This window comes from Paracoccus sp. PARArs4, from assembly GCF_947311865.1.
In the GTDB taxonomy this organism is placed as follows: domain Bacteria; phylum Pseudomonadota; class Alphaproteobacteria; order Rhodobacterales; family Rhodobacteraceae; genus Paracoccus; species Paracoccus zeaxanthinifaciens.
Genome location: NZ_CAMZMW010000016.1, coordinates 60,827 through 81,606, shown reverse-complemented (window position 1 = coordinate 81,606; position 20,780 = coordinate 60,827). Strand labels below are relative to the sequence as shown.

The 20,780-nt window shown below is 64.3% G+C and carries 17 protein-coding genes and 2 tRNA genes; 2 read left to right on the top strand and 17 right to left on the bottom strand.

All coding sequences use genetic code 11. The annotated features are described in order from the left end of the window. Positions 1–138 precede the first annotated feature (138 nt). The 17 genes from fusA to rlmB all read right to left on the bottom strand — a co-directional run bounded on the left by fusA (position 139) and on the right by rlmB (position 19,469). Positions 139–2,262, bottom strand: coding sequence for an elongation factor G (fusA, locus tag QMZ16_RS13170; protein ID WP_022705685.1), 2,124 nt, complete (start codon positions 2,260–2,262; stop codon positions 139–141). An 18-nt stretch (positions 2,263–2,280) separates the two neighbouring features. Further along, positions 2,281–2,751, bottom strand: coding sequence for a 30S ribosomal protein S7 (gene rpsG / locus QMZ16_RS13165; protein WP_022705686.1), 471 nt, complete (start codon positions 2,749–2,751; stop codon positions 2,281–2,283). A gap of 12 nt (positions 2,752–2,763) precedes the next feature. Further along, positions 2,764–3,135, bottom strand: coding sequence for a 30S ribosomal protein S12 (rpsL, locus tag QMZ16_RS13160; RefSeq protein WP_022705687.1), 372 nt, complete (start codon positions 3,133–3,135; stop codon positions 2,764–2,766). Positions 3,136–3,392: 257 nt separating this feature from the next. Continuing rightward, the gene (locus QMZ16_RS13155) at positions 3,393–4,208 is read right to left on the bottom strand and encodes a glycosyltransferase (protein WP_282603617.1); all 816 of its coding nucleotides are present in this window, start codon (positions 4,206–4,208) and stop codon (positions 3,393–3,395) included. Beyond that, positions 4,208–5,146: a DMT family transporter gene (locus tag QMZ16_RS13150; protein WP_282603616.1), complete on the bottom strand. Its 939-nt coding sequence runs from the start codon at positions 5,144–5,146 to the stop codon at positions 4,208–4,210. The genes QMZ16_RS13155 and QMZ16_RS13150 overlap by 1 nt, the downstream gene beginning before the upstream one ends. A 136-nt stretch (positions 5,147–5,282) precedes the next feature. Next, complete coding sequence (rpoC, locus tag QMZ16_RS13145; protein WP_022705690.1) at positions 5,283–9,521, bottom strand: DNA-directed RNA polymerase subunit beta'; 4,239 nt, start codon at positions 9,519–9,521, stop codon at positions 5,283–5,285. A gap of 52 nt (positions 9,522–9,573) precedes the next feature. Further along, a complete protein-coding gene (gene rpoB, locus QMZ16_RS13140; protein ID WP_282603615.1) occupies positions 9,574–13,719 on the bottom strand; it encodes a DNA-directed RNA polymerase subunit beta in 4,146 nt (1,381 codons plus the stop codon). Between the two features lie 228 nt (positions 13,720–13,947). Beyond that, entirely contained in the window at positions 13,948–14,319 is a 372-nt protein-coding gene (gene rplL / locus QMZ16_RS13135) for a 50S ribosomal protein L7/L12 (RefSeq protein ID WP_022705692.1), read from the bottom strand. Between the two features lie 65 nt (positions 14,320–14,384). After that, positions 14,385–14,900 (bottom strand): 50S ribosomal protein L10, encoded by a 516-nt coding sequence (gene rplJ / locus QMZ16_RS13130; protein WP_282603614.1) that lies wholly within the window; start codon positions 14,898–14,900, stop codon positions 14,385–14,387. Between the two features lie 245 nt (positions 14,901–15,145). Beyond that, entirely contained in the window at positions 15,146–15,841 is a 696-nt protein-coding gene (gene rplA / locus QMZ16_RS13125) for a 50S ribosomal protein L1 (RefSeq protein WP_022705694.1), read from the bottom strand. Between the two features lie 3 nt (positions 15,842–15,844). After that, positions 15,845–16,297, bottom strand: coding sequence for a 50S ribosomal protein L11 (rplK, locus tag QMZ16_RS13120; protein WP_022705695.1), 453 nt, complete (start codon positions 16,295–16,297; stop codon positions 15,845–15,847). Between the two features lie 87 nt (positions 16,298–16,384). Next, positions 16,385–16,921: a transcription termination/antitermination protein NusG gene (nusG, locus tag QMZ16_RS13115; protein ID WP_022705696.1), complete on the bottom strand. Its 537-nt coding sequence runs from the start codon at positions 16,919–16,921 to the stop codon at positions 16,385–16,387. Positions 16,922–17,094: 173 nt separating this feature from the next. Beyond that, positions 17,095–17,289 carry a preprotein translocase subunit SecE gene (gene secE / locus QMZ16_RS13110; protein WP_022705697.1) on the bottom strand — a complete coding sequence of 65 codons (195 nt, stop codon included), beginning with the start codon at positions 17,287–17,289 and terminating at the stop codon, positions 17,095–17,097. Positions 17,290–17,386: 97 nt separating this feature from the next. Continuing rightward, positions 17,387–17,462 (bottom strand) — tRNA-Trp (locus tag QMZ16_RS13105). A gap of 62 nt (positions 17,463–17,524) precedes the next feature. After that, positions 17,525–17,956, bottom strand: a complete 432-nt coding sequence (locus QMZ16_RS13100; RefSeq protein WP_282603613.1) for a CoA-binding protein — start codon at positions 17,954–17,956, stop codon at positions 17,525–17,527. A gap of 202 nt (positions 17,957–18,158) precedes the next feature. Beyond that, complete coding sequence (locus tag QMZ16_RS13095; RefSeq protein ID WP_156845172.1) at positions 18,159–18,593, bottom strand: YHS domain-containing (seleno)protein; 435 nt, start codon at positions 18,591–18,593, stop codon at positions 18,159–18,161. A gap of 69 nt (positions 18,594–18,662) precedes the next feature. Further along, complete coding sequence (gene rlmB / locus QMZ16_RS13090) at positions 18,663–19,469, bottom strand: 23S rRNA (guanosine(2251)-2'-O)-methyltransferase RlmB (protein WP_022705700.1); 807 nt, start codon at positions 19,467–19,469, stop codon at positions 18,663–18,665. A 122-nt stretch (positions 19,470–19,591) separates the two neighbouring features. Between rlmB and QMZ16_RS13085 the strand changes: the two genes are divergently transcribed. Then, a tRNA-Tyr gene (locus tag QMZ16_RS13085) sits at positions 19,592–19,675 on the top strand. Between the two features lie 97 nt (positions 19,676–19,772). Beyond that, positions 19,773–20,777 (top strand): hypothetical protein, encoded by a 1,005-nt coding sequence (locus tag QMZ16_RS13080; RefSeq protein ID WP_282603612.1) that lies wholly within the window; start codon positions 19,773–19,775, stop codon positions 20,775–20,777. Positions 20,778–20,780 lie beyond the last annotated feature (3 nt).

Below are 20,780 nucleotides of genomic sequence, written 5' to 3'. Positions count from 1 at the left end.
TTGCCGTGGTCAACGTGACCGATGGTCCCGATGTTGACGTGCGGTTTCGTCCGTTCAAACTTTGCCTTTGCCATGTGCAGGGCTCCTCAAGTCAAATGATGCAGGACGGGCGGGGCGATCATGCCCCGCCACGCCATATCAGGCGTATTTCTTCTGGATTTCGTCCGAGATGTTCTGCGGAACAGCTTCGTAGTGATCGAACTGCATCGAGAACACCGCGCGACCCGAAGACATCGAGCGAAGGTTGTTGATGTAGCCGAACATGTTGGCCAGCGGCACGAAGGCGTCGATGACGTTCGCGTTGCCGCGGCTGTCCTGGCCACGGACCATGCCGCGACGGCTGGTCAGGTCGCCGATGATCGAACCGGTGTATTCCTCCGGCGTCACGACCTCGACCTTCATGATCGGTTCCAGCAGCTTCGCGCCGGCCTTGCGCAGACCTTCACGCATTGCAGCGCGCGAGGCGATCTCGAAGGCCAGGACCGACGAGTCGACGTCGTGGAACGCACCGTCGATCAGCGCGACCTTGAAGTCGATCACCGGGAAGCCTGCCAGCGGACCCGAGTCCATGACCGACTTGATGCCCTTCTCGACGCCCGGGATGTATTCCTTCGGAACAGCACCGCCGACGATCTTCGATTCGAACGAGTAGCCTTCGCCCGGCTCGGTGGGCGTGATGACCATCTTCACGCGCGCGAACTGGCCGGTACCACCGGTCTGCTTCTTGTGCGTGTAGTCGATCTCGGCCTCGGTCGAGATGGTTTCGCGATAGGCCACCTGCGGCGCACCGATATTCGCCTCGACCTTGAACTCGCGCTTCATGCGGTCGACCAGGATGTCGAGGTGAAGTTCGCCCATGCCCTTCATGATCGTCTGACCCGATTCCAGATCGGTCTCGACGCGGAACGAGGGGTCCTCGGCTGCCAGGCGCTGAAGGGCAAGGCCCATCTTTTCCTGGTCGGCTTTCGACTTCGGTTCCACGGCGATCTCGATCACCGGATCCGGGAAGGTCATGGTTTCCAGAACGACCTGCTTCGAGGCGTCGCACAGCGTGTCACCGGTGGTGGTCTCTTTCAGACCTGCCAGCGCGATGATGTCGCCTGCGAACGCTTCCTCGATCTCCTCGCGGCTGATCGAGTGCATCATCATCATGCGGCCGATGCGCTCGCGCTTGCCCTTGGTCGAGTTGATGATCGAGTCGCCCTTGCGCAGCACGCCGGAATAGATGCGGCTGAAGGTCAGCGAACCCACGAACGGGTCGTTCATGATCTTGAACGCCAGCGCCGAGAAGGGCGCCGCGTCGTCGGCCGGACGCTCGATGTTGCGGGTCTCGGTCTCGTCGTCGGGGGCGAAGCCCTTCAGGACGGGGACGTCGATCGGCGCGGGCAGGAAGTCGATGACCGAGTTCAGCAGGGGCTGGACGCCCTTGTTCTTGAACGCGGAACCGGCGGTGACCGGGAAGAACGACAGCGACAGGGTGCCCTTGCGGATCAGCTGGCGCAGGGTCGCCTCGTCGGGCTCGTTGCCCTCCAGATAGGCTTCCATGGCCTCATCGTCCTGCTCGACGGCAAGCTCGACCATGTTGGCGCGCCATTCGTCGGCCAGGTCCTTCAGCTCGTCGCGGATGGGCTGGCGAACCCAGCTTGCGCCCAGATCCTCACCGATCCAGACCCATTCTTCCATCTTGATCAGGTCGACGATGCCTTCCAGCTTGTCCTCGGCGCCGATCGGGAATGCGATCGGGCACGGGGTGCCGCCGGTGCGGTCCTTGATCATCTTCACGCAGTTGAAGAAGTCGGCGCCGATCTTGTCCATCTTGTTGACGAACACGATCCGCGGAACCTGGTAGCGGTCGGCCTGGCGCCAGACGGTCTCGGTCTGCGGCTCGACACCGGCGTTGGCGTCCAGAAGGCAGATCGCGCCGTCCAGAACGGCCAGCGAACGTTCCACCTCGATGGTGAAGTCCACGTGACCCGGGGTGTCGATGATGTTGAAGCGGTACTTCGTGTCCGACGTGCCATCGGCGGTCGGATCTTCCTGGCGCTGCCAGAAAGTGGTGGTCGCGGCAGACGTGATCGTGATGCCGCGCTCCTGCTCCTGCTCCATCCAGTCCATGGTCGCGGCGCCGTCGTGGACTTCGCCGATCTTGTGCGACTTGCCGGTGTAGAAGAGGATACGCTCGGTCGTCGTCGTCTTGCCGGCATCGATGTGGGCCATGATGCCGAAGTTACGGTAACGCTGCAGCGGATAATCGCGTGCCATGGTCTGGATCCTTTTACCTTACCAGCGGTAGTGGCTGAACGCTTTGTTGGCGTCGGCCATCTTGTGCGTGTCTTCGCGCTTCTTGACGGCAGTGCCGCGGCCGTTGACCGCATCGGCCAGCTCGCCCGCAAGACGCTCTTCCATCGTGTTCTCGTTGCGGTTCTTCGCAGCCGTGATCAGCCAGCGGATCGCCAGCGCCTCGCGGCGGGTCGGGCGAACCTCGACCGGAACCTGGTAGGTGGCACCACCGACGCGACGCGAACGCACTTCGACCGAAGGCTTCACGTTGTCGAGGGCTTCGTGGAAGACTTCGATCGGCTCGCGCTTGAGGCGGGTCTCGACGCGGTCCAGCGCGTTGTAGACGATCCGCTCGGCGGTCGATTTCTTGCCGTCAACCATCAGGTTGTTCATGAATTTGGTCAGCACGCGATCGCCAAATTTGGCGTCGGGCAGGACTTCGCGCTTTTCAGCGGCGTGACGACGGGACATTGATGCCTCTCCTTACTTCGGACGCTTCGCGCCGTATTTCGAACGACGCTGACGACGATCCTTGACGCCCTGGGTATCCAGCACACCGCGCAGGATGTGGTAACGGACACCCGGAAGGTCTTTCACACGGCCGCCGCGGATCAGCACGACGCTGTGTTCCTGCAGGTTGTGCTTTTCGCCCGGGATGTAGGAGATGACCTCGAAGCCATTCGTCAGGCGCACCTTGGCGACCTTACGCATAGCGGAGTTCGGTTTCTTCGGCGTCGTGGTGTAGACGCGCGTGCAGACGCCGCGCTTCTGCGGGCATCCCTGCAGGTGCTGCGACTTCGAGCGCTGCACCTTCGGCTGCCGCGGCTTGCGGATCAGCTGTTGGATCGTAGGCATTCGGTTCCCCGTCTTGCTCTGTCAATACTCGCAACCGGACCGGCTGCGCCACTTCTCGACGGTACCTTGCGCGAATCGCAAAATACCAAGCCCGTCCGGCCCATAAAGGGCTGACGGGCATAATTCCAGAGGATCGGGGCATTTTCGGGCCCGGATCGTGACCGTGATGGTTCTGGTTCCCGACATGGAAGCCTGCCGGGTGACGGGGCTATAGGGGCAAAGCGCCATGCTGTCAACATGGCCAACCCTGCCCCGCCTCAGCTCAGGCCGCGGACCAGCCGGTCGATCCGGCCCCGCTGCAGCCCGAAGCGGGTCCGCAGCAGGCGGTTCAAGCCGTCATCCCCGACCTCCCATGGCTGGCCCGGCCCGACCGATCCGCTGTCGCTGTCGCCGTGGATAGATCGCAGGAACATCGCATCCCGGTTCAGCGACACGCCCGACATCCAGCGCGCCAGCTTCGAGTGATCGAAGCTCAGCGCCGTCTCCGGCGCGTCCGGGGCCAGGAATATCGTCAGCGCCACACCCATGTTGTGGCAGATGCGCGGCTCGAACCGGGCGCCGCCCGCTTCGGCATGCAGCATCAGCCCGCGCCCGTAATCCAGCGACAGCCTGCCCTCGGCCCGCCACAGATCGGCAAGGCGCGCGAAATCCCGGCGGGTGCTCGCGACATAGTCGATGGCGACCGCGTCGTCGTCGTCGTGGCGGAAATGGCCGATCACCTCGGCCTGCGGATCGAGATGGGGCGCGATCGCCTGGCGGCATGCCGGAAGGTGATATTCCATCGGCGGGACCAGCGACAGGCGCAGCTGCGCGATCTCGTCGCAGAGCGCGCGCAGGCGCGACAGGTAAGGCTCGGGCAGGTCCGGCCCGGTCATCACGACCAGCGTGAAATCGGGATCCGTCTGCGCGCGCCACCCCGGCAGCGCGATCTCGGTGAACCAGCGCCATCGACGCGCCAGCCGGTCGGGATCATAGAGATAGGCCCGACGCGCCTCGATACTGTCATGTTCGACCTGGTAGCCCCGCATCCCCAGATAGGAGAAGCGGCACAGGCCAAGCATCTGAAGCCGCATCAGCGCCGCCGTCCCAGTTTCGCCTCTCGCCAGATGGTATAGATCCCGGCGCCCACGACAAGCGCCGATCCGACCCAGGTCCACAGGTCCGGCCAGTCGCCGAAGATCGCCAGCCCCAGCACGATCGCCATCAGCAACGAGGTATAGCGGAAGGGCGTCACGGCCGCGATCTCGCCCACGCGCATCGCGCCCACCCCACACATGTAGCCGATGGTCAGGAAGCCCGCGCCGACCAGGATCAGCGCGACCTGCCACAGCTGGGGCATCACCCAGCCCTGCCCCATGCTGAGCAGGAATCCCGTGATCGTCACGCTGAGCGCCGCATAGAAGGCGATGGTCCCCGACGCGATCCCGCGCGCGAAGCGACGGGTCGAGAGGTCGCGCAGCGCGACCAGCAGCATCGCCCCAAGCGCGACCAGCGCCCAGACGCCAAAGGTGCCGCTGCCGGGCCGCAGGATGATCAGCACCCCGAGAAGCCCGACCCCCACGGCGGACAGCCGCCGCCAGCCGAGCGTCTCGTTGAAGAACAGCGCCGCCCCCAGCATCACGACCAGCGGCAGCGACTGCATCACCGCCGTCAGGTCCGCGATCGCCATGCGGGTCAGCGCATTGAGGAACAGCATGGTCGAGCCGATCTCGCCGATCAGGCGCAGCACCATGGGCCAGCGCGCGTCGCGCGGCAGCCGCAGCTGCAACCCGCCCTGGGCCCGCGTCACGATCAGCAGGAACAGCATCACGCACAGCCCGCGCATGGTCATCGCCTGGTACAGGGGCATGTCCTCGGTCACGAACTTGATGATGGTGTCGTTGCAGGTGAAGCCCATCATCGACAGGGTCATCAGCCCTGCCCCGCGCAGGTTGTCGCCCGGTTGCAACGGTTCGGGCCTGACCGAGGCAGGCCGGACACGCCGGATCGGGGACATCAGCGGGGTTCTCATGGGGGCACCTTCGGGTTGTTCCCCGCAGGCTTAGGCGATGACGTGCCCCGGCGGCAAGCGCCCGCTTGCACGGCGTGCAGAAATGACAAAGGCCCGGCTGGGATGCCGGGCCTTCGCGCGTCTCATGCCGAAACGATCACTCGTCGCGGTTGTTCTCGGGTGCCTCGGCGGCAAAGCCCGTGGGCTGCATCTCGGTCTCGGCCGGAGCGCTCAGCGCGGCGGCGGCCTCGGCCTCGGCGCGGCGCGCCTCGATCACGACATTGTCGCGCTCGGTCGCGATGCGTTTGACGCGGGCGGTGGCACCACCCGTGCCTGCCGGGATCAGGCGACCCACGATGACGTTCTCCTTCAGGCCGACCAGCTTGTCGCGCTTGCCCTGGACCGAAGCCTCGGTCAGGACGCGGGTCGTTTCCTGGAACGATGCGGCCGAGATGAAGCTGCGGGTCTGCAGCGATGCCTTGGTGATGCCCAGCAGCACCGGCTCGCCCGTGGCCGGACGGCCACCCTTGGCTTCGATCTTGGCGTTCTCTTCCTGGAACTCGTCGCGCTCCACGTGCTCGCCCTTCAGCAGCGTGGTGTCGCCGCTGTCGAGGATCTCGATCTTCTGCAGCATCTGGCGAACGATCACCTCGATGTGCTTGTCGTTGATCTTCACGCCCTGCAGTCGATAGACGTCCTGCACCTCGTCGATGAGGTAGTCGGCCAGGGCCTCGATCCCCATGATGCGCAGGATGTCGTGCGGCGCCGGGTTGCCGTCCATGATGTAGTCGCCACGCTGCACGAAGTCGCCTTCCTGCACCGGGATGTGCTTGCCTTTCGGCACCATGTACTCGACCGGGCTGCCACCCTCTTCCGAGGGCTCGATCGCGATGCGGCGCTTGTTCTTGTAGTCCTTGCCGAAGCGCACGTAACCATCGATTTCCGCGATGATGGCGTGATCCTTCGGGCGACGGGCCTCGAACAGTTCCGCCACGCGGGGAAGACCCCCGGTGATGTCCTTGGTCTTGGCGCCTTCGCGCGGAATACGGGCAACCACGTCGCCTGCCTTGATCTCCTGGCCTTCCTCGACCGAGAGAATGGCGTCCACCGACATCGGATAGCTGACCGGGTTGCCCTGGTCGTTGCGCACCGGTTCGCCGTTGGCGTCCATGATGATGATCTCGGGCTTGAGGTCGTTGCCTTTCGGCGCCGAACGCCAGTCGGTCACGATCTTCTGGGTCATGCCCGTCGCGTCGTCGGTCTCGTCACGCACCGAGATGCCGCCCAGAAGGTCGACGAACTTGGCGGTACCGGCCTTCTCGGCGATGATCGGCAGGGTATAGGGATCCCATTCGAACAGCTTGGCGCCACGGATGACACGGTCGCCTTCCTTCACGAACAGCTTCGAGCCGTAGAACAGCTTGTGGCTGGCGCGTTCCTGCCCCTGGTCGTCCAGGACGATCAGCTGCATGTTGCGCGACATCACGACCTGCTCGCCATTGGCGTTTTCCAGGATGCTCTCGTTGCGGAACTGGATCGTGCCCTCGTGCGAGGCGGCCTGGAAGGACTGCTGACCACCCTGTGCGATGCCGCCGATGTGGAAGGTCCGCATCGTCAGCTGCGTGCCGGGTTCACCGATCGACTGCGCGGCGATGATGCCGACAGCCTCGCCGATGTTGACCAGCGTGCCACGTGCCAGGTCGCGACCATAGCACAGCGCGCAGATGCCATCCTCGGATTCGCAGGTCAGGGCCGAGCGGATGCGCATGGACTGCACGCCCGCCTTCTCGATCTCGTCGGCGCGACGTTCGTCGACGACCTCGCCCGCGCGGATGATGATCTCGTCCGAACCCGGAACCAGCACGTCCTCGGCCGCGGTACGGCCCAGAACACGCTCGGACAGGGGCGCGATGACCTCGCCGTCGTTGACGGCTGCCGAAGCGGTGATCGAGTTCTCGGTGCCGCAATCATGCTCGCGGATGATGCAGTCCTGGGCCACGTCGACCAGGCGGCGGGTCAGGTAACCCGAGTTCGCCGTCTTCAGTGCCGTGTCCGACAGACCCTTCCGCGCGCCGTGGGTCGAGTTGAAGTATTCAAGAACGGTCAGACCTTCCTTGAAGTTCGAGATGATCGGCGTCTCGATGATCTCGCCGTTCGGCTTGGCCATCAGGCCGCGCATCCCGCCCAGCTGCTTCATCTGGTTGGTCGAGCCACGAGCACCCGAATGCGCCATCATGTAGACGCTGTTCGGTTCCTGCTCGGCGCCGGATTCGTCGAACTTGGTGGCCGAGATGGTCGACATCATGGCCTCGGTCACGCGGTCGTTGCACTTCGACCAGGCGTCCACGACCTTGTTGTACTTCTCGCCCTGGGTGATCAGACCGTCGAGATACTGCTGCTCGAACTCCTTCACCTGCTCCTGGACTTCCTCGACGATGGTCCACTTGTTGTCGGGAACCACCATGTCGTTCTTGCCGAAGCTGATGCCGGCGCGGAATGCCTCGCGGAAGCCCAGACCCATGATCTGGTCGCAGAAGATGACCGATTCCTTCTGACCGCAATAGCGGTAGACGGTGTCGATGACGTTCTGGATGTCCTTCTTGCGCAGCAGTCGGTTCACCAGCTCGAACGGAGCCTTGGCGTTCAGCGGCAGCAGCGCGCCAAGGCGCAGACGGCCCGGCGTGGTCTCGAAGCGCATCAGCACCTCGTTGCCGTTCTCGTCGATCTGCTTGATCCGCGCGGTGATCTTGGCGTGCAGATGCACCTCGCCCGAAGCCAGCGCGTGCTCGACTTCCTCGATATTGGCGAAGGCCATGCCCTCGCCCTTCATGCCTTCACGCTGCATCGAGGTGTAGTACAGGCCCAGGACCATGTCCTGCGAGGGAACGATGATCGGCGCGCCGTTGGCGGGCGACAGGACGTTGTTCGTCGACATCATCAGGACGCGCGCTTCCAGCTGCGCTTCCAGCGACAGCGGAACGTGCACGGCCATCTGGTCGCCGTCGAAGTCGGCGTTGAAGGCCGAGCAGACCAGCGGGTGCAGCTGGATCGCCTTGCCCTCGATCAGGACGGGTTCGAACGCCTGGATGCCCAGACGGTGCAGCGTCGGCGCACGGTTCAGCAGGACCGGATGCTCGCGGATCACCTCGTCCAGGATGTCCCAGACCTCGGGGCGTTCCTTCTCGACCAGCTTCTTCGCCTGCTTGACGGTGCTCGACAGGCCCTTGGCTTCAAGCCGCGAATAGATGAACGGCTTGAACAGCTCGAGCGCCATCTTCTTCGGCAGGCCGCACTGGTGCAGCTTCAGTTCCGGGCCGGTCACGATGACCGAACGACCCGAGAAGTCGACGCGCTTGCCCAGAAGGTTCTGGCGGAAGCGGCCCTGCTTGCCCTTCAGCATGTCCGACAGCGACTTCAGCGGGCGGCGGTTGTTGCCCGTGATGACGCGGCCGCGACGGCCGTTGTCGAACAGCGCATCGACCGATTCCTGCAGCATCCGCTTTTCGTTGCGGACGATGATGTCGGGCGCGCGCAGCTCGATCAGGCGCTTCAGACGGTTGTTCCGGTTGATCACGCGGCGATACAGATCGTTCAGATCCGAGGTCGCGAAGCGGCCGCCATCCAGCGGAACCAGCGGACGCAGTTCCGGCGGGATGACCGGGATCACGGTCATGATCATCCACTCGGGACGGTTGCCCGATTCCAGGAAGCTCTCGACGATCTTCAGGCGCTTGATGATCTTCTTCGGCTTCAGTTCGCCCGTGGCTTCCTTCAGATCCTCGCGCAGCTGCTCGGCAGTCGCGGCCAGGTCGATATTGGCCAGCATGGCACGGATTGCCTCGGCGCCGATATCGGCGGTGAAGGCGTCGGCACCGAAATTGTCCTGCGCGTCCAGGTACTCTTCCTCGGTCATCAGCTGACCATAGGTCAGGTCCGTCAGACCGGGTTCGATCACCACGTAGTTCTCGAAGTACAGGATGCGCTCCAGGTCGCGCAGGGTCATGTCCAGCATCAGGCCGATGCGCGAGGGCAGCGACTTGAGGAACCAGATATGCGCGACGGGCGCGGCCAGCTCGATATGGCCCATGCGCTCGCGGCGGACCTTCTGCAGCGTGACTTCCACGCCGCATTTCTCGCAGACGAGGCCGCGATACTTCATGCGCTTGTACTTGCCGCACAGGCATTCGTAGTCCTTGATCGGACCGAAGATGCGCGCGCAGAACAGGCCGTCACGTTCCGGCTTGAACGTGCGGTAGTTGATGGTTTCGGGCTTCTTCACCTCGCCGAAGGACCAGGCCAGAATTTCTTCGGGCGAGGCTAGCGAGATCTTGATTTCGTCGAACTGCCGCGGCTGTGCCAGCGGGTTCAGCGGATTGGTGGCAAGTTCCTGGTTCATTTTTCAATCCTGATGAAGGGCGCGGGAGTGGTGGAAGCGAGGGCCGAAGCCCTCACTCCTCTTCCTCCGCATCCAGGAGTTCCATGTTGAGGCCCAGACCCCGGACCTCCTTGACCAGCACGTTGAACGATTCCGGCACGCCGGCTTCGAAGTTGTCCTCGCCCTTGACGATCGACTCGTAGACCTTGGTCCGGCCTGCCACGTCGTCCGACTTCACCGTCAGCATTTCCTGCAGGGTGTAGGCGGCGCCATAGGCTTCCAGGGCCCAGACCTCCATCTCGCCCAGACGCTGGCCGCCGAACTGGGCCTTACCACCCAGGGGCTGCTGCGTGACCAGGCTGTACGGACCGGTCGAACGGGCGTGCATCTTGTCGTCGACAAGGTGGTGCAGCTTCAGGATGTACTTCATCCCGACGGTGACCTTGCGGGCGAACTGTTCGCCCGTGCGGCCATCGAACACCACCGACTGACCCGAGCTGTCGAAGCCCGCACGCGCCAGCGCGTCGTTCACGTCCGCCTCTTTCGCGCCGTCGAAGACGGGCGTGGCGATCGGAACGCCGGTGCGGACGGTGCCCGCATGCTCGCGCAGGGTCTCGTCATCCAGACCTTCGAAGGCCTCGGCATACAGCTCGTCGCCATAGCCGATGCGCATCGCCTCGCGGACCGGGGTCATGTCGCCGTTGCGGCGATAATCTTCCAGCGCCTCGTCGATCTTGATGCCCAGACCGCGCGAAGCCCAGCCCATGTGGGTCTCGAGAATCTGACCGACGTTCATGCGCGACGGCACGCCCAGGGGGTTCAGCACCAGGTCGACCGGGGTCCCGTCCGCAAGGAACGGCATGTCCTCCATCGGGACGACCTTGGACACGACACCCTTGTTGCCGTGACGACCGGCCATCTTGTCGCCTGCCTGCAGCTTGCGCTTCACGGCGACGAAGACCTTGACCATCTTCATCACGCCCGGCGGCAGGTCGTCGCCCTGACGGACCTTCTCGACCTTGTCCTCGAAGCGGGCTTCCAGGGCCTTGCGCTGCGCATCGTACTGATGGTTCAGCGCCTCGACTTCCTTGGCGACCTCTTCCTCGCTGACGGCAAGCTGCCACCACTGGCCGCGCGACAGGGTGCCCAGCAGATCCTCGTTGATCTCGCTGTTCGCCTTGACGCCCTTGGGGCCCTTCACGGCGGTCTTGCCCATGATCAGCGTCTTCAGACGGGCATAGATGTTGCGATCCAGGATCGCCTGCTCGTCGTCGCGGTCACGTGCCAGACGTTCGACTTCCTCGCGCTCGATCTGCAGCGCGCGTTCGTCCTTGTCGACGCCGTGACGGTTGAAGACCCGCACCTCGACGATCGTGCCATAGGCACCCGGCGGCAGACGCAGCGAGGTGTCGCGGACATCCGAAGCCTTCTCGCCGAAGATGGCGCGCAGAAGCTTCTCTTCCGGCGTCATCGGGCTTTCGCCCTTGGGGGTGATCTTGCCCACCAGGATGTCGCCCGGCCCGACCTCGGCACCGATATACACGATCCCTGCCTCGTCGAGGTTGCGCAGCGCTTCCTCGCCCACGTTCGGGATGTCGCGGGTGATTTCCTCAGGCCCCAGCTTGGTGTCGCGGGCCGCCACTTCGTATTCGTCGATATGGATCGAGGTGAACACGTCGTCGCGGTGGATCCGCTCCGAGATCAGGATCGAGTCCTCGTAGTTGTAGCCGTTCCACGGCATGAACGCGACGACCACGTTGCGGCCGATGGCCAGTTCACCCTGATCGGTCGAGGGACCGTCGGCGATGACCTGGTTGGTCACGACGCGCTCGCCCACCTTCACCAGCGGACGCTGGTTGATGGTCGAGGACTGGTTGGAACGCTTGAACTTGCGCAGGCGGTAGATGTCCACGCCCGCATCGCCCGCTTCCAGACCTTCGGTCACGCGGATGACGATACGCTGCGCATCGACCTGGTCGATGATGCCGCCACGACGCGCCATGATCGCGGCGCCGGAATCGCGCGCCACGGTCGCTTCCATGCCGGTGCCCACGAAGGGAGCCTCGGCGCGCAGAAGCGGCACGGCCTGACGCTGCATGTTCGAGCCCATCAGGGCGCGGTTGGCGTCGTCGTTTTCAAGGAACGGGATCAGTGCGGCCGCGACCGAGACCAGCTGCTTGGGCGAGACGTCGATCAGATCGACGGCATCGACCGGGTTCAGCATGAAGTCGCCGGCCTGACGGGTGCTGATCAGCTCGTCGACGAAGTTGCCCTCGTCGTCCAGCGTCGCGTTCGCCTGGGCGACCGTGTGACGCATTTCCTCGGTGGCGGACATGTAGACCACGTCATCGGTGACCTTGCCTTCCACGACCTTGCGGTAGGGGGTCTCGATGAAGCCGTACTTGTTCACCCGCGCGAAGGTCGCGAGGCTGTTGATCAGACCGATGTTCTGACCTTCCGGCGTCTCGATGGGGCACATCCGGCCATAGTGGGTCGGGTGGACGTCGCGAACCTCGAAGCCTGCGCGTTCACGCGTCAGACCGCCCGGCCCAAGCGCCGAGAGACGACGCTTGTGCGTCACTTCGGACAGCGGGTTGGTCTGGTCCATGAACTGCGACAGCTGGCTCGAGCCGAAGAATTCACGAACAGCCGCAGCCGCCGGTTTCGCGTTGATCAGGTCCTGCGGCATGACGGTGTCGATCTCGACGCCGGACATGCGCTCGCGGATCGCGCGCTCCATGCGCAGCAGGCCGACGCGGTACTGGTTCTCCATCAGCTCGCCGACGGAGCGGACGCGACGGTTGCCCAGGTGGTCGATGTCGTCGATCTCGCCCTTGCCGTCGCGCAGTTCCACGAGGCCGCGGATACAGGCCACGATATCCTCGTGGCGCAGCGTGCGCTGCGTGTCCGGCGCGTCCAGGTTCAGGCGCATGTTCATCTTCACGCGACCGACGGCGGACAGGTCATAACGCTCGGCATCGAAGAACAGGCTGTTGAACAGCGTCTGCGCGGCCTCGACCGTGGGGGGCTCGCCCGGACGCATGACGCGATAGATGTCCATCAGCGCCTGTTCGCGGTTCATGTTCTTGTCGGCCGCCATCGTGTTGCGGATGTAGGGACCGACATTGACGTGATCGATGTCCAGGACCGGGATCTCGGCAACGCCGTTGTCCAGCAGCACCTTCAGCAGGCCGCCGTTCAGTTCGCCGTCGCGGTCGTATTCCGCGGTGATCTCGTCGCCGGCCTCGGCATAGATGAAGCCGGTTTCCTCGTTGATGATGTCCTTGGCGACGAAGCAGCCGACGATGCGCTCGAACGGCAGCAGCAGGTTCACCTGCTCGCCCGAATCCAGCAGCTTCTTGACCAGGCGCGGCGTGACCTTCTCGCCCGCCTTGGTGATGACCTCGCCGGTATCGGCGTTCACCAGGTCATAGGCCGGACGGGTGCCGCGCACGCGCTCGGGGAAGAAGCGCGTGACCCAGCCCTGCTCGCGCCCCTCGCGACGCAGGCTGTAGTTCACGGTCTGGTAGAAGGCGTCCATGATGCCTTCCTGGTCCATGCCGAGCGCATAGAGCAGCGTGGTCACCGGCAGCTTGCGGCGACGGTCGATGCGCGCGAACACCAGGTCCTTGGCGTCGAATTCGAAGTCCAGCCAGCTGCCGCGATACGGGATGATGCGGCATGCGAACAGCAGCTTGCCCGAGGAATGCGTCTTGCCGCGGTCGTGGTCGAAGAACACGCCCGGCGAACGGTGCATCTGGCTGACGACGACACGCTCGGTGCCGTTGACGATGAAGGTGCCATGCGGGGTCATCAGGGGCATGTCGCCCATGAAGACGTCCTGCTCCTTGATGTCCTTGACCGACTTGGCGCCGGTGTTCTCGTCGACATCGAACACGATCAGGCGCAGGGTGACCTTCAGCGGCGCGGCGAAGGTCATGTCGCGCTGCTGGCACTCCTCGACGTCGTATTTCGGGCGCTCGAGCTCGTACTTGACGAATTCGAGGACCGCGGTCTCGTTGAAGTCCTTGATCGGGAAGACGGACTGGAAAACGCCCTGGATGCCCTCGCCGTCCTGATGGGCGGAACCGTCGCCCGAGCTCAGGAAGAGGTCGTAGGAGGACTTCTGAACCTCGATGAGGTTCGGCATCTCGAGGACTTCACGGATATTGCCGTAATAGCGCCGGACGCGCTTCTGACCGACATAGGAATGCGCCATGGGGTCTTGTCACCTTTCGTCTTCGCGCGCGTTCCGGGTCGGGGCCCCCGGAACGGGCCTACGAATGTAGGGGTGAGGCTCCATTCGTGCCATGCGTCCCACCGCACGGCTCCCGAGCCTCGAACATGCCCTGAAGGAAGGTCGCGCGTCGACCGCCCTTCAAGACAGGTTCGGCAGGGACCGGGAAATCCCGGACCCTGCCTCTTCATTCGTCAGCCGTGAGGCCGATTACTTCAGCTCGACTTTCGCGCCCGCGTCTTCGAGCTTCTTCTTGATCTCTTCGGCTTCTGCCTTGGCAGCGCCTTCCTTGACCTTGCCACCGGCTTCGACCAGGTCCTTGGCTTCTTTCAGGCCAAGACCGGTGATGCCGCGAACTTCCTTGATCACGTTGATCTTGTTCGCGCCGGCGTCGGTCAGGACGACGTCGAATTCGGTCTTCTCTTCGGCGGCTTCGGCAGCAGCAGCCGGGCCAGCCATCATGACAGCGCCGCCAGCTGCGGGCTCGATGCCGTACTCATCCTTCAGGATGGTCTTCAGTTCCTGGGCTTCCAGCAGGGTCAGGCCCACGATTTCTTCGGCGAGTTTCTTCAGATCAGCCATTTTTCCGTTCTTTCACTTTATGGTTCCGACTGCGTGTGTTCAACCACACGAGGGAAAGGGGTTGCTTATGCAGCCTCGCGCTCTTCCAGAGTGCTGAGGATGCCCGCGATGTTCGAAGCAGGCGCACCGATCGCACCGGCGATGTTCGAGGCAGGCGCACCGATGCAGGACACGATCTGAGCGATGAGCTCTTCACGCGACGGCATCGAGGCGGCGGCTTTCACACCGGCCGTATCAAGCGCCGTGTCACCCATCGCACCGCCCAGGATCACGAATTTCTCGTTGTCCTTGGCGTACTTGTCGGCGATCCGGGCAGCAGCCACGGGATCTTCCGAGTAGGTGAGCACGGTCATGCCCGTCAGGTATTCGGCGATGCTTTCGCAAGGCTTACCTTCCAGGGCGATCTTGGCGAGCCTGTTCTTGGCGACGCGAACCGAACCACCGGCTTCGCGCATGCGCGAGCGGAGGTCCTGCATCTGTGCAACCGTCATCCCCTCGTAGTGGGCAACCACCACGACGCCAGAGCTTTCAAAGATCTGGCCGAGTTCGTCGACCAGCTGTTCCTTTTGTGCTCTATCCACGGTTTCACTCCAATTTGGGGGTTTCCCCCCGGCTCTCACTTTTCCCGATGCTCCGCGGATGCGGGACCGGGTCGGGTCCGTCTAGGGCAAGATCACCCGAAGATATCCCCGCGAAGGGCGCCTTCGGAAAAATGCTTCCCCATCTCAGGAAGGAAATTAAGCCGGTCTCCCGGCACCCTCCGTCTCGGACAGGACGGGGCCATGGTGGCGGCCCCGCCATCCCGGCATCTCTGCCGGGAAACTGATCAGGCGTCGGCGCCGGTCACGTCGACCGAAACGCCCGGGCCCATGGTCGAGCTGATCGAGACCTTCTTCATGTAGGTCCCCTTCGCGCCCGAGGGCTTCGCCTTGTTCACGGCGTCGACGAAGGCGCGCAGGTTCTGCGCCAGCTTGTCCTCGTCGAACGACACCTTGCCGATGCCCGCGTGCACGACGCCGGCCTTCTCGGCCTTGAACTGGACTTCACCGCCCTTGGCAGCTTCGACGGCCGATTTCACGTCCATCGTCACCGTGCCGACCTTGGGGTTCGGCATCAGGTTGCGCGGGCCCAGGATCTTGCCCAGACGGCCGACCAGCGGCATCATGTCCGGGGTGGCGATGCAGCGATCGAACTCGATCTTACCCGACTGGATGGTCTCCATCAGGTCTTCCGCACCGACGATGTCCGCGCCTGCGGCCTTGGCTTCGTCAGCCTTGGGGCCACGTGCGAACACGGCGACGCGAACGTCCTTGCCGGTGCCTGCGGGCAGGGTCACCACGCCGCGGACCATCTGGTCTGCGTGACGCGGGTCGACGCCCAGGTTCAGCGCGATCTCGACGGTCTCGTCGAACTTCGCCGAAGCGGCCGACTTCACCAGCTTGACGGCTTCCTCGACCGAGAGGTTCGCCTTGCCTTCGAATGCAGCGCGCGCGGCGGCTTTCTTCTTGGAAATCTTCGCCATGACTTAGCCTTTCACCTCGAGGCCGATCGAACGGGCCGAACCGACGATGATCTTCATCGCGGCTTCCACGTCGTTGGCCGACAGGTCGGCCATCTTGGCTTCGGCGATCTCGCGAACCTGCTTGACGGTCACGGAACCGGCGGTCGCACGGCCCGGCTTTTCCGAACCCTTGGCGCGGTTACGCTTGCCGACCGGCTTCAGGCCAGCGGCCTTCTTCAGCAGGAACGATGCCGGCGGCGTCTTCGTCACGAAGGTGAACGACTTGTCGGCATAGTAGGTGATCACGACCGGAACGGGGGCACCCTGTTCCATTTCCTGCGTCTTGGCGTTGAACGCCTTGCAGAATTCCATGATGTTGATGCCGCGCTGACCCAGTGCGGGGCCAACGGGGGGCGACGGGTTCGCCTGACCCGCCTTGATCTGCAGCTTCAGCTGCCCGACGACTTTCTTGGCCATTTGGCCCTCTCCTTCATCATCAAGCCCGGCAAGCGGGCCGATTTAGCGGTTCGGCACGACCCGTGGGCCGAAGCCTCCCGCGACCAATCACGCGGTCTTGGAAACCTGCGTGAATTCCAGCTCGACCGGCGTCGGCCGGCCGAAGATCGACACCGTGACCTTGATGCGCGAAGAGACCTCGTCGACCTCCTCGACCATCCCCGAGAACCCCTCGAAGGGACCATCGGTCACGTTGACCTGCTCGCCCACGTCGAAGCGGATCAGGTTGCGCGGGGCAGCCTGCTCGCCCGAACCCGAGCGGTTCAGCATCGCGTTCACTTCCTCGTCGCGCATCGGCATCGGCTTGCCCTGCGCGCCCAGGAACCCGGTGACGCGGTTCGTCGAGTTGACCAGGTGGTAGGTGCGATCCGACATGTCCATGTGCACCAGCACATAGCCCGGCATGAAGCGACGCTCCGAGGTGACCTTCTTGCCACGACGGATCTCGATCACTTCCTCGGTCGGGACCAGCACCTCGTCGATCTGCTCTTCGAGACCCTTCTCGGCCACTGCCTGACGAATCGCCTCGGCGACCTTCTTCTCGAAGTTCGACAGGACGCTGACCGAATACCAACGCTTTGCCATGTCTCGATCGACCCCTGCTCATCTCGCGGGGAATCACGTCCTGCGGACGCCAAACCCCTTGAATTCATACGCTTCCGACAAAGTAAAAACCGGCGCGCATGCGGATTCGATGCACGCCGTTTGCCGGACAGTTCGCGGCGTTTACCCCCGCATGCCGGCAAATGCAACCCCCATCAGCCGCTGATGAGGCGAAGCCCCTCGGTCAGGCCGGTGCGGATGACCAGGTCGACCAAGAAGAAGAACAGGCTGGTGATCGACGCGAAGATCAGGACCATGATGGTGGTCGTGATCACCTCGCGGCGGGTGGGCCAGGTGATCTTGGCGGCCTCGGCGCGGACCTGGTTGATGAACTGCACGGGATTGGCCACGCTTTCAGCCTCCTTCGGAAATACCGGCCCGATCTAACCGCAAGCCGCGACCGTTTCAAGATCGCAGGCGTTCCATTGCGGCTGTATCGGAAGGACCTGGCAGGGGCAGGGGGACTCGAACCCACGACCCTCGGTTTTGGAGACCGATGCTCTACCAACTGAGCTATACCCCTGAGGTCGGGCCTGACTAATCCTGCCGCGCGGCGGCGTCAAGCAGGTATCCGGGGCTTTCGGCTCAAAGATATCGCGGAAACTCGATCTTGGGGCAGCGGTCCTCGATCACGGTCACCCCGCGCGCCCGCGCCTTGGCTGCCGCATCGGGATGGGCGATGCCCAGCTGCATCCAGATCGTCGACAGGCCCGGCAGTTCGCGCAGCGCCTCGTCGACGATGCCCGGCACGGCCTCGGAGCGGCGGAAGATGTCCACCATGTCGATCCGGGTCTCGGCGGGGATGTCGCCCAACGAGGCATGGACATGCTCGCCCAGGATCGTGCCGCCTGCATGGCCGGGATTGACGGGAACGATGCGGAAGCCCTGCGACTGAAGATAGCGCGCGACGCCCCACGAGGGTCGATCCTCGCGCGGGGACAGCCCCACGATGGCGATCGTCCGCGTGTCGCGTGCGATACGCTCGATATCCTGATCTTCCTGAAGACCGAACTGCATCCGCGACCTCCCCTTCTGGTTGCGTTTCGGGCGCCCCGACACTCTCACAGAAAAGGCGCCCGGTCCACCTGGTGGCCGGGCGCAAGTCGCGGAACGAGGGACAGTGATCCGAACATGACCGTTCCGAGGTCATGTTCAGTATGACAAATGGGCACCACTGCCCAAAAGTTCCAGCCTGGTCGCGGTTTCGTGATTCGCGGCGTCAACGCCCCGACCAATTGCGCCCTGCCCTGCCAAGGATCTCGGCCGGGTGGCGGCGCAGCTCGCGGGCGGCACTGGGCGAACGGGTCATGTAGAGCTTGCCGCGGATCAGCACGGCATTGCGCGGGTCGCCCTTGATCGGATGCCCCTCGGCGACCGAGACGGGGCAGAAGCCATCGAACTGCGGCAGGAAGCTGCGGGGATTTGCCTCGAAGCTGGCGCGGTTCTCCTCGGTCGCGAAATGCCACAGCTTGCCGCGCCACATCGTGGCCACGTCGCTGCGCCCCGCGACCGGATGGCCGGCCTGCACCATGCCCACGGGATCGAAGCCGCCAAAGGCCCATTCCTCGGCTTGCGCGGGAAGGGCGATCAGGCAGGGCAAGGCGATCTGGCACAGGATGCGGCGCATTGGCGGGCTTTCGGCTGATGCGGTCATGCCCTTCTATGTGCCCCCTGCCCCCCGATTCTCAACGGCTGCGACACAAAGGTCGCAGCCATGTGACATTCACGCACGATTCGCGGCGTAGAGCGCGACCGCCGCCGCGTTCGACACGTTGAGCGATCCGAAATCGGCCGCGAAGGGAATGCGCGCGACGTGATCGCAGGTCTTCAGGGTCAGATCGCGCATGCCCGGCCCCTCGGCGCCCATCACAAGGCAGATCGCGCGGCCCGGCAGCTTCTCCAGGACCGTCGGCAGCTCGACCTCGCCGGTGCCGTCCAGCCCGATCAGGATGAAGCCCATCAGCTTCAGCTGGTTCAGCGCCTCGGCCAGGTTCGGCACGCGCAGATAGGGCTGGCGTTCCAGCGCGCCCGAGGCGGTCTTGGCCAGCGCACCCGTTTCGGGGGCCGAGTGGCGCGCGGGCGCGATGACGGCGCGGGCGCCGAACACCTCGGCCGAACGCAGGATCGCGCCGATATTGTGCGGGTCCGTCACGCGGTCCAGCGCGACCAGCAGCGGGCGCCCCTCGCCCGGGGCCTCGCGCAGCGCCACCTCGGACAGGCTGCCCCATTTCAGCGGCTTCACCTCCAGCGCGGCACCCTGGTGGACGCTCTCGCCGGCCAGCGGCACGGTCTTGTCGAAGACGCGCGGATCGGTGATCTCGGGCTCCATCCCGTGCAGGTCGTCGCCCAGCCGCGCCAGCGCGTTGCGCGTGACGACCAGCCGCAGCTTCTGCCGCTCGGGATTGGCCAGCGCGTCGCGCACGGCGTGCAGGCCGAACAGCCAGACGGTCTCGGCGGCGGCGGCACGGCGCGCGCGCTCCTTCTCGATCACCCAGGTGGGCTTCTTCCCCTTGGGATTGTCTGCGGCCATACCGGGCCTCCTTTCGTTGGCATTCTCTCTGCTGCCAAGAAAGCTTTCGCGCAAGACCCGGAAATGCGCTTGACGCCCCCGACAAGGGCAGCTAATCACCGCCCCACGCCGAAAGCGACGGCGGGCGACGAGCTGCAAGGTGCGGCAGCGGACTGTAACTCCGCCGGGGAGACCCACGCCTGGTTCGATTCCAGGGTCGCCCACCACTTCCCCCGACATGCCCGATATGCGAACCCTTTTTGCGGGTTACGGATTTACCTGCACAACGCTAGGTTGGCACCGATTCAACTGATGGCTGGTGGCATGGCGGGTTCCAGGACAAGCGCGAAACCGAATCTTCTGATCGTGGCCCAGGCGGGGCGGCTGGAATACGAGGCGATCATCCTTCTGGCCAGCCTGCGTCACGCCGCGCCCGACTGGTCGGGTCGGGTGATCGTGGCCGAGCCCCTGCCCGAGGGCACATGGCAGGGCCGCAGCACGCAGATCTCGGATCCCGTGCGCGGCCTGCTGACCGATTTCGGGGCCGAGATCCTGCCCTTCACCGCACGGCATTTCGGCGCCTCCTATCCGCAGGGCAACAAGATCGAGGCGCTGGCCCTTCTGCCCGCGAATGAGCCGTTCCTCTTTCTCGATACCGACACGCTGGTCACGGGGCCGTTGGACAAGCTGCGCTTCAACTTCAAGAAGCCCTCGGCCTCGATGGCGCGGACGAACACTTGGCCGCAGCCGCCGCTCTATGGTCCGGGATACGAGCAGATCTGGCGCTCGATCTATGACCGATTCGGGGTGCCCTTCGACGATTCGATCGACCCCGCCCAGCCGAAGGAGCATTGGGAGCGGTTCCTCTATTTCAACGCGGGCTGGTTCTTCGGGGCGGATCCCGCGGAATTCGGACGGCGCTACCTGGAATGGGCGCTGGCCCTGCGCGACGATCCGCATGACGAGCTGGCCTGCCAGGCGATGGACCCCTGGCTGGACCAGGCGGTGCTGCCGGTGGTGATCCACAGCCTGGGCGGCGGGCGTCCCGGCAAGGCGCTGTCAGGGATGGACGGCGACACGACCTGCCATTACCGCAAGCTGCCGCTTCTCTATGCCCAGCATGCCGAACGCGCGATCGGCATCTGCGAGGAGGCCGTGGCCCCCAAGCACATCAAGCGCGTGCTGAAGGAATGGGAACCCGCGCGCAAGCTGATCTATCAGCAGAAGGGCCGCACCAAGGTGCGACCCATCTTCGCCGAGGACAGGGTCCAGCGGCCCGAGCGTGCCATCCGCAACCAGATAAAAAGCCGCGGATGGTGGCTGGTCTGAGGG

Coding starts and splice junctions, on each gene's coding strand:
- fusA (WP_022705685.1), bottom strand. CDS start 2,262: ATGGCACGCGATTATCCGCTGCAGCGTTACCGTAACTTCGGCATCATG.
- rpsG (WP_022705686.1), bottom strand. CDS start 2,751: ATGTCCCGTCGTCACGCCGCTGAAAAGCGCGAAGTCCTGCCCGACGCC.
- rpsL (WP_022705687.1), bottom strand. CDS start 3,135: ATGCCTACGATCCAACAGCTGATCCGCAAGCCGCGGCAGCCGAAGGTG.
- QMZ16_RS13155 (WP_282603617.1), bottom strand. CDS start 4,208: ATGCGGCTTCAGATGCTTGGCCTGTGCCGCTTCTCCTATCTGGGGATG.
- QMZ16_RS13150 (WP_282603616.1), bottom strand. CDS start 5,146: ATGAGAACCCCGCTGATGTCCCCGATCCGGCGTGTCCGGCCTGCCTCG.
- rpoC (WP_022705690.1), bottom strand. CDS start 9,521: ATGAACCAGGAACTTGCCACCAATCCGCTGAACCCGCTGGCACAGCCG.
- rpoB (WP_282603615.1), bottom strand. CDS start 13,719: ATGGCGCATTCCTATGTCGGTCAGAAGCGCGTCCGGCGCTATTACGGC.
- rplL (WP_022705692.1), bottom strand. CDS start 14,319: ATGGCTGATCTGAAGAAACTCGCCGAAGAAATCGTGGGCCTGACCCTG.
- rplA (WP_022705694.1), bottom strand. CDS start 15,841: ATGGCGAAGATTTCCAAGAAGAAAGCCGCCGCGCGCGCTGCATTCGAA.
- rplK (WP_022705695.1), bottom strand. CDS start 16,297: ATGGCCAAGAAAGTCGTCGGGCAGCTGAAGCTGCAGATCAAGGCGGGT.
- nusG (WP_022705696.1), bottom strand. CDS start 16,921: ATGGCAAAGCGTTGGTATTCGGTCAGCGTCCTGTCGAACTTCGAGAAG.
- QMZ16_RS13100 (WP_282603613.1), bottom strand. CDS start 17,956: ATGCAGTTCGGTCTTCAGGAAGATCAGGATATCGAGCGTATCGCACGC.
- QMZ16_RS13095 (WP_156845172.1), bottom strand. CDS start 18,593: ATGACCGCATCAGCCGAAAGCCCGCCAATGCGCCGCATCCTGTGCCAG.
- rlmB (WP_022705700.1), bottom strand. CDS start 19,469: ATGGCCGCAGACAATCCCAAGGGGAAGAAGCCCACCTGGGTGATCGAG.
- QMZ16_RS13080 (WP_282603612.1), top strand. CDS start 19,773: ATGGCGGGTTCCAGGACAAGCGCGAAACCGAATCTTCTGATCGTGGCC.